Annotated in this window: 8 protein-coding genes and 1 pseudogene; 1 reads left to right on the top strand and 8 read right to left on the bottom strand. The window is 51.5% G+C overall.

Annotated elements, in window-relative coordinates:
• Nucleotides 1-475: 475 nt before the first annotated feature.
• The 8 genes and pseudogenes from IV91_RS0107630 to IV91_RS0107660 form a co-directional block, all read right to left on the bottom strand.
• Nucleotides 476-739 (bottom strand): annotated as a pseudogene (locus IV91_RS0107630) (LacI family transcriptional regulator); the annotation flags it as partial.
• 15 nt (nt 740-754) lie between these two features.
• Nucleotides 755-1,867 carry a coiled-coil domain-containing protein gene (locus IV91_RS0107635; protein WP_031597338.1) on the bottom strand — a complete coding sequence of 371 codons (1,113 nt, stop codon included), beginning with the start codon at nt 1,865-1,867 and terminating at the stop codon, nt 755-757.
• Nucleotides 1,868-1,894: 27 nt separating this feature from the next.
• Entirely contained in the window at nt 1,895-3,469 is a 1,575-nt protein-coding gene (locus tag IV91_RS0107640) for an ESF1 family protein (protein WP_031597339.1), read from the bottom strand.
• On the bottom strand, nt 3,438-3,668 hold the full coding sequence (locus tag IV91_RS17890; protein WP_233418421.1) for a hypothetical protein: 231 nt from the start codon (nt 3,666-3,668) through the stop codon (nt 3,438-3,440). The genes IV91_RS0107640 and IV91_RS17890 overlap by 32 nt, the downstream gene beginning before the upstream one ends.
• 75 nt (nt 3,669-3,743) lie before the next feature.
• On the bottom strand, nt 3,744-4,163 hold the full coding sequence (locus IV91_RS0107645) for a hypothetical protein (RefSeq protein ID WP_031597341.1): 420 nt from the start codon (nt 4,161-4,163) through the stop codon (nt 3,744-3,746).
• Entirely contained in the window at nt 4,160-5,515 is a 1,356-nt protein-coding gene (locus IV91_RS0107650; RefSeq protein ID WP_031597343.1) for a recombinase family protein, read from the bottom strand. The genes IV91_RS0107645 and IV91_RS0107650 overlap by 4 nt, the downstream gene beginning before the upstream one ends.
• On the bottom strand, nt 5,512-6,012 hold the full coding sequence (locus IV91_RS0107655) for a DUF2924 domain-containing protein (protein ID WP_197456330.1): 501 nt from the start codon (nt 6,010-6,012) through the stop codon (nt 5,512-5,514). The genes IV91_RS0107650 and IV91_RS0107655 overlap by 4 nt, the downstream gene beginning before the upstream one ends.
• The gene (locus IV91_RS0107660; protein WP_031597346.1) at nt 6,009-6,224 is read right to left on the bottom strand and encodes a hypothetical protein; all 216 of its coding nucleotides are present in this window, start codon (nt 6,222-6,224) and stop codon (nt 6,009-6,011) included. The genes IV91_RS0107655 and IV91_RS0107660 overlap by 4 nt, the downstream gene beginning before the upstream one ends.
• Nucleotides 6,225-6,961: 737 nt before the next feature.
• Here IV91_RS0107660 and IV91_RS0107665 point away from each other — a divergent pair.
• On the top strand, nt 6,962-7,954 hold the full coding sequence (locus IV91_RS0107665; RefSeq protein WP_031597347.1) for an abortive infection system antitoxin AbiGi family protein: 993 nt from the start codon (nt 6,962-6,964) through the stop codon (nt 7,952-7,954).
• Nucleotides 7,955-8,028 lie beyond the last annotated feature (74 nt).

Consider the following 8,028-nt stretch of genomic DNA (forward strand, 5'->3'; position numbering starts at 1 on the left):
CAAGGTTCAACTAGCAAAAAGACGCGCCAGGGGCTACCGCAATACTGGAAATTTCATCAACATGATTTACTTTTTGTGCGGCAAACTGAAATTCAGTTACCCACTGTATTTCACATAGAGCCAAAATAAAAGGAGACGCTACCCTTTTCTGTCCTATTGAGTTTTTTTGGTCGGCCCTGTGGATAGTACTCTAGGTGGCGTCCCGCTATCTTCCCCAAACTTCGAACAAAATTTTCACTGCCACAGGGCAATCCTTTTTCCACATTTTTCCTCAATATCCCGATTTTCTCTACTTCGCCCGCATCGGACAGCCATGCAGACCAGTCATCAATCGCCGCAAATTGCTCACGCCAACTTGATTAGAGATTCAACACACTGTCGGTTCTGTTCCCACACTGTGCTCCAGCGCTTGACCAGCGATAATCCTCGGCCCGTTCCACTGGGTTTTTCTTCTATGCTTTCACAGCAAACGCCTTCACAATACCCTCTGCCACTGTTCATCCCACAGCGCCGGCGGGTCGACCGCCAGATCGAACAGCGTGATGTGGTCCGGCAATGCATCGTCGAGGATGGCGGCAACGATGTCGGGCGCCAGCGTAGTCAAGTTGACCATCCGGCTGACGTAACTGTTGTCGATCCCCTCTTTGGTGGCAATCTCCCTGAGCGACTTGGCTTCGCCGGATTCGAGCATGGATTGCCAGCGATGACCTCTGGCCACCGCCAGTTGCATGGCCGTCGGTTTCAGTACCACAATTCATTTCATCAAGTGCGCCAAAGCCCAAATTTGCCCCAAAACTACTACAGACAGCCCCGCCGCAACAAAGTGCAGACGTTTGATGCTCTTGGATACCTCTTGCTGGAACACCGCCATGGCGCCATGATGGGTTTGCTGATGTTCAACGCAACTGGTCAGCCCGGCTTTGGCACCAGCAATTGCAGTGGCGAGATCATTTGATCGGGCAGACAGCCCTTCGACTGCACCATCAATCGCCCCGAATTTTTCCTGATGTGCAGCAAACTGTTTGTCGTGTTTTTCGAAGAGATCAGAGAACCGTGATTTGAGATCCGCGTGTTTTGATTGCAACACGGCCTCCGTTTCACGCTGGCTTTGTGCCAGCCTTTCCATGCCTTGGTTCAAGGCGTTCTGTACCTCTTCCTGATGCGCTCGCTGGCTTGCTTCGTAGACGGTAAGCGCCTCACGCGTTTCACGTTGAACACCTGCGATTCCTGCCTGGGTCTGCTCCGCACTCAAGCGAATACGCTCATCCACCTGTGCGGAAACGATTTCCATGTGTAACTGCACCTCAGCACATACCGCCTCCACGCTTTGGGAGCGCGCTTCGAACTCCTGGAGCATCCCGTCCTTGGTTGCCTTAACCTCGCGCGCAATTTCGATCAGCTTTTGAGCGCCTTCTTCCGTCAACCCCTTCAGCGAGAAGTATTCATGCACCAAGGTTTCGAGCTTTTTGGATTGTTCAGCTAGAACCTGATGTTGCTCCTGCAATTTGCCTGCATGTTCAGCAATTCCATCCGCTTGGGTTTTCAATTTACCCTGTTGATCATTCAACTGCGTTTGCTGCTCAGAAAGCTCTTTGGACTGCATGATGCTGATCATCATCAACTGTCCAATCGTCTTCGAAAACTCAGCCTGCACTTCTGCTGAGTCCAACTGCGCATCACGAAGCTTGTCGTTGTGCCACCATCGCATCAACCAATTTTTCTTTTCATATTCTGATCTAAAGTTCTTCAGATTGTCGAGATTCCGGTAATTTTTGCTGAAAGACTGACAGATACCGCCAAGATCCAACTGCTGCAGAACTTCATTGCTGACTTCAATTGTGGCCAGTTCATTAATGATCTGTGACATCACTCCTCCGGTTAATCAGTACAGTTTTCAAAAAGACTTCAGCGCATCTTCAAGGCGTTTCTTGCGGTCGATCTGGGATTCTACAGCTTCAATCATGAAGTTTCGCGCGCGGATTGATTCGCCGGCCTCAACCGTAGCCGCTTCCATCTGAAACGATATGACTGCAAAACTTTGCTGTACCTGCCGATACTCCGCGACGCATACCTCATACAGGCGCGAGTTCTCATACTGAATACTTAGCCAACTTTGCAGACGCCCCATGACAAGCACCTGCGCGTCAGCATTCGCTTCCTGCGCAGTCAGTAACTCTGTTCCAGTTGAACTAAGCCAGTCAAACAAGCGGTCAACGCCGTACACGATCAACGCTCCCGTGATACCGGTCATGATGGCAGTGAGCGCCGTAGCCAGCACATCAGCGATCGGGACGAGCACAGGGATCGTCATGATGAAGCCTTTGACCGACTCCTCGAGCAACATGCCGAGCCCCATCGTCACCACTGCTGCAATGATCTTGGTTACCTCACGCGTGATTTCCAGCGCCGACATACCTTCTGGCGGGTTCACCATCAACTTGATAGCTTTCCACAGGCTCTGCATGCTCTCGCGGATAATGGTGACGATTTTCTTGGATGTCGTGATCAGGTTGTTGATCAGGAAGGTCAGCAGATTGCTGATGAAGCCTTGCACCCCCCCCTGAATGGCTGTATCGAGCGCTGCTTTCAGCTTTTTGATCACGCGGTTCATCACACGCTTGAGGCTTGCGACCAGACGGTCGATCAGGTTTTCCTCACTGCTGCGTTCCTTCAGCAGCGTCTTGATCTCGACAAAACTGCCGTTCACAAACTCATGCAACAAAACACCAAGCGCCTGACGCATAGCGTTCTTGCCTGCCTCTTTGGCTCCAGTGGAAAGCAACTCGTCAGCAAGTCTCTTGTTTTTCTTTCTTTGGATATAGCTCCGTGCTTGTTTATCATTCGCCTTAATCTGCTTGATGTGATCACGGGACAGATTGTGCTTCTGAACAAACTCAGGGTCATTAAGGCATTCATCCCAGCTTCGTTCGCCTTTCGATGTGTTCAGCGAAGCCTCGATGAAAGCCATGTTCTTTTCGTTGTTCAGGATCTGCTTTCGTTCCTCCTCACTGAAGCGAAGATGCAGCGCCTTGTCACCATGCGCTTCCTTTAAAGAAACCGTGTGATCACCATGTATCTCACCTTTGGTCATTGGCTTTTGAGTTGCATCGCTCAAAACCTCTTGGCCCGCATCAAGTGCCTCATTGTTTGCCTTGTGAATTTTGCCCCGTGCGCCCTTGTCATCCCAATGCGTTTGTCTGACTTGCTGGCTGTATAAGTCATTGGCAATTTCGTGATTCTTTTCATGCTGCTCATCAGGAAACATAGATTTATCTGCGTTGTGCACCGTAGCCACATTCCCACCGTCCTTGTCATCGAACATCACCGGCGTGAGCCCAAAGGGGCCGATGATCTGGCGCAGCACTTCTTGCTGGCAACTTTCCATCAGTTGCTGCAAGCGTTCATCCCGAAGCGTTGAATTACGTTTGGGATTGTTCTCAGGCTGGAGGGCTTGCTGGGTGTCGCTCATGCTTGTCTCCTGATAATTTAATAGACCAATTTTTGATTGTTTTGCAATTCAAAAACGTCGTTTGTTTGTGGCCGGCTCTGATTGGGTCAAAATTCTTCCAGAAATCCTTCACGCCGGTGGAAGATTTCACTTCGACCATGTGCCAGACGCGCTGACCAGCTTGCTCGCCGAGCATCATTCCATCAGCAAATGCCAACACGCCTTCGATGGCATAGCCCGTCTCGAAGATGAGGTTACATCATCCACAACCATATGACAAACTGCGACGCACAAGTTAACTAGGTTGAGTCGCCCACACCACCGGCGGATCGACCGCCAGATCGAACAGCGTGATGTGCCCCGGTAAAGTATCGTCGAGAATCGCCGCAACCGTCCACGGCGGCAAAAGCGTCAAATTGATCATCCGGCTGACGTAGCTGTTGTCCACGCCCTCACGGGTAGCCAATTCCCGCATGGTTTTCACCTCGCCGGATTCGAGCATGGATTGCCAGCGATGACCTCTGGCCACCGCCAGTTGCAGAGGCGTTGTCGTGGTGTCCCAAGGTCTGGGTTTGATGGTTTCCCCATTGGGCAGTGTGACCAGTTTTCGCCCGCTGCGTCGCTTGATCTGGATCGGTACCGACAACGTCAATCGACCATCGCTGGCCTCGATAACTCCAGGTTTTCCCATCTTCTGAATGTGGATCTCGCTCATGCCAATGCCTCTTCGGGCCGGGAAATATCCGCCGGTTGCAATTCAAGCACCAGACGCTCGATGCCGTTGGCGCGCAGCCGTACCTCGAGGTCATTGTGCGACACGATGACTTTCTCCACCAAAAGCCTGACGATCCTAGATTGCTCGGCCGGGAAAAGCTGGTCCCAAATCACGTCGAGCCTGGTCATAGCCACGGTGATTTTGGCTTCGTCCAGGGTGGGGTCGAGTTTTATCGCCTGTGGCAACATCTCACGCAGGAGTTCCGGGGCGCGCAGGACCGTCCGCAGTTGCTCCAGTACCGCCGATTCGAGTTCTGCTGCTGGCAGGCGCGGCAGGCCTGACGCACCGGCGTACTCCTTGGCATCCCGTTGCGGCACATAGTATCGATACCGACGGCCATTCTTTTTCGTGGTGTGCCAGGGTGATAAGGCACGGCCGTCGTTTCCGAATACGATGCCCTTGAGCAGATATGGCACGGTCGCTCGAGTCGCATTGCCGCGCACCCTGCCATTGGTAGCCAGGATTGCGTGGACTTTGTCCCACAGTTCGCGGTCAATGATGGGCGGATGCTCGGCTGGGTACCACTGCTCCTTATGACGCAACTCCCCAAGGTAGGTTCGATTGCCAAGCATCTTGTAGATCAGGCTCTTGTCGATTGGCTTGCCTTCCCTGACTTTGCCGTCCTGCGTAGTCCAGCCCTTTGAAGTCACTCCATCGAGTCGCAATTCCTTCACCAGCAAGGTCGATGAGCCGAGTTCGAGGAAACGTTGGAAAATGTGACGGACAATTTTGGCCTCGCGTTCGTTGGGTATCAGTCGCCGGTTCTCGACGTCATAGCCGATCGGCGGCACGCCGCCCATCCACATACCCTTGCGTTTACTGGCCGCGATCTTGTCGCGGATACGCTCGCCCGTCACCTCTCGCTCGAACTGGGCGAAGGAGAGCAGGATATTCAGCATCAACCGACCCATTGAGGTGGTGGTGTTGAATTGCTGAGTGACTGAAACGAAAGACACGCCATAGCGTTCGAACACCTCGACCATCTTGGAAAAGTCAGCCAAACTGCGCGTCAGACGGTCGATCTTGTAGATCACGATCACATCGATCTTTCCAGCCTCGATATCCGCCATCAGACGCTTGAGCGCGGGCCGTTCCATATTACCGCCGGAAAATGCCGGATCATCGTAATCGTCTGCCACCGAAATCCACCCTTCTGCACGCTGGCTGGCGATATATGCATGACCGGCGTCGCGCTGAGCGTCGATCGAGTTGTATTCCTGGTCGAGCCCTTCATCAGTGGATTTGCGCGTGTAAACCGCGCAGCGCATGCGGCGTTTCAGGGCCTCGCTCATCGACGAACTCCTTTTTTGGAGGTGGGTTTCGTGGCTGACGGCTTGAGCCCAAAGAACAATGGACCAGACCACCGTGTCCCGGTGATTTCTCGGGCAATCATGGAGAGGCTTGGGTACATACGTCCCTGAAAATCATAGTGACCATCGGGGGTTACCACGATTCTGTGAATAATCCCCTTATATTCTCGAGTCAACATCGTACCGGCGACCGGTCTGTGATCGCGATCGCGCTTTTTGTTCTGGCCCGTTTCTATGATGGTTTTGATGCGGCGCGCATTCCGGTCCATCAGGTTCCGATCAACTTTCCGGAACTCAATCTCCTGCAACCGGTAAGCAATGCGCCGTTCCAGATACTGGCGGTTATAGATAGGCGTATCTGATCGGAACAATTCCTTCCAGAGAGATCTGATCTCGGCCATTTGCAAATCTGGCAACCCGGCAATCTGGGCGGTCACAGAGGCGGGAGTAGTGTAACGGTTGGTGGTTGCATTCATCATGACTCCGTTTCTTCGTTGTTGACGGTGTCTGTATGAACGCTCTGGTGGCCACTAAAGCCAAGTAAAAACTTGCCCTCTCCGATAATCTTTGCAGTCTTCGCAACAGGTGCCATACGTAGTCGTACTAGCCCCTTGGCCAGTAGGAACGCGATTTCTGCCAGACGCTGATCGGGAGACATGAGTTCAGGGGGATGATGGTTGATTTCATGCATTGGTGACCAATCCTTTCAGAGCAACTTGCTTGAAACGACATTGTCCTGAAAGATGGTCACCGACACCATGAGGGAATTTCGGGCGCGTGCGGATTGCTGCGGGAAACTGCAAAAGGGTATCCTTATTTTGTAATTGATCTGGATTTATGCAGCGCGGTAAAAGCGAGTGCCGTTTTTACGTGAAGGCACTGTTCGGCGCTAACGGCCAATTTGGGCCATTCACCACTGGCAGCAATGCGGCATCCAATATGGCAGAATGAACTACCAGATCGTGCCAGGAGTTGCCGGTGGTCACTGGGCTGGCAACGGCAGGATAGAACCTATTGCGGTCACACGTACACCCAGATATGCTGTCATTTGAACGGCTGCTGCACTTCGGAACCGGTCGGAAGGCCAATTCACACTGCTCGGCCTTTGCGGTCGTTTCAGTAATCTGAATCTTCGTCTGCTGTTGTATCCATTGCGGAAGTTCTAATCACTTCCGGCGTACCAATCACTCATGGAAGTGGGCAACCTGTCAGGTTGCCCATTTGTTTCTGCATCGTTTTCGTAAAAGTCGAATCGCTGCCCCTGATGGTGACTGTCCAGCCGCTGGCGTAGTGCGAGCGGTCAGTCGTTGCACAAGGGCCAAATACTTCTCCCTATTGAAATACAGGGGTTTCTAGGGCAGCATTCGCGCTTCTCGTATTCATAGCCCCCCGTGTTACTTGGACGGGGAATAACCAAAGGCGCGGCCTATGCAAGAACGCTTTTTTTATCACAGCTTCCCTCGCAGAGGCTCTTCCACAAAGGAAGAGGCTGAAAAGGGATGCAAAATTCTCGCTGCAATAAGAGACTTTGGTCTGTTGTTGACACCCGAAACTATCGAATGGAAACAGCCGTCTGTAGGAAACGCGCAGCCCCGTATTTTTCCGCTACTTCAAAAGCGCGTGTGTTTTACAGAGTTAAGCCCTTCGGAGATTTCTGAGCACGCTGAAAAGTTCGGTCATTTCGCTTTGGAATTCGAGATTGATACAGTGCGCCGCCTTGGTGCTGCACCTGTATTTTACGTACCACAACCAACCAGTAACGCAGCAGATGGAAGCAGTATAGGTACTTCCCTGCTAGCTATGGCAATGGATTCACATGCAATCATTCAACGAATGGCGACTCTCAATCAAGTCTTGCAAGGCCCAACACCAGTATCAGAGAGTTTTAATTTTGATGTGGGTTTTGCGCGTAGCCCTGATGGACGAGGCTCCTATTCAATCAATCGTGATGAAGCAAAGAATTTGCTCGCAGCAATTGGGCACGCTGTAACTCCGTGGAACGACCTAAATGCAGGAACTTTTGCGTTGCTCAATTTCTTTTATCCTACTGATAACAAACGGCAAGATAGATCGCTAGAATATTACCGCCAGCGAGAATGGCGCATAGCTTGCAACTTTCGTCTTAATAATAGTGATGGAACAAGTGTTGATGTGTTGCATGTACCAACACAACAAGAGCGAGCGAGATTTTTGGATATTGATAAGCAATTTTTTGAGCGACAAATATCTACTGACACAGGGATGGCCGAGACATTGGAGCAATCGTTGGTTTGTCCTGGCTTGCATGGCAAGCGACTGATTGAAATGGTTCGGCGCATCGTTGTCCCTGATGAGGCAATTTGCTGCACCAAAGAAATTTTGGCTGTATTACCTGAATCCGTGTTCGAAGCCCTTAAAAACATATACAACCGTTTGAATTAATGAGATAATTAGTCATATTCTTTCTTCACCCAAACGAACATGGCACACTTTGAAGTCCGGCAATCCGAGAAACT

It is taken from the genome of Ferrovum myxofaciens, assembly GCF_000735045.1.
Taxonomy (GTDB): domain Bacteria; phylum Pseudomonadota; class Gammaproteobacteria; order Burkholderiales; family Ferrovaceae; genus Ferrovum; species Ferrovum myxofaciens.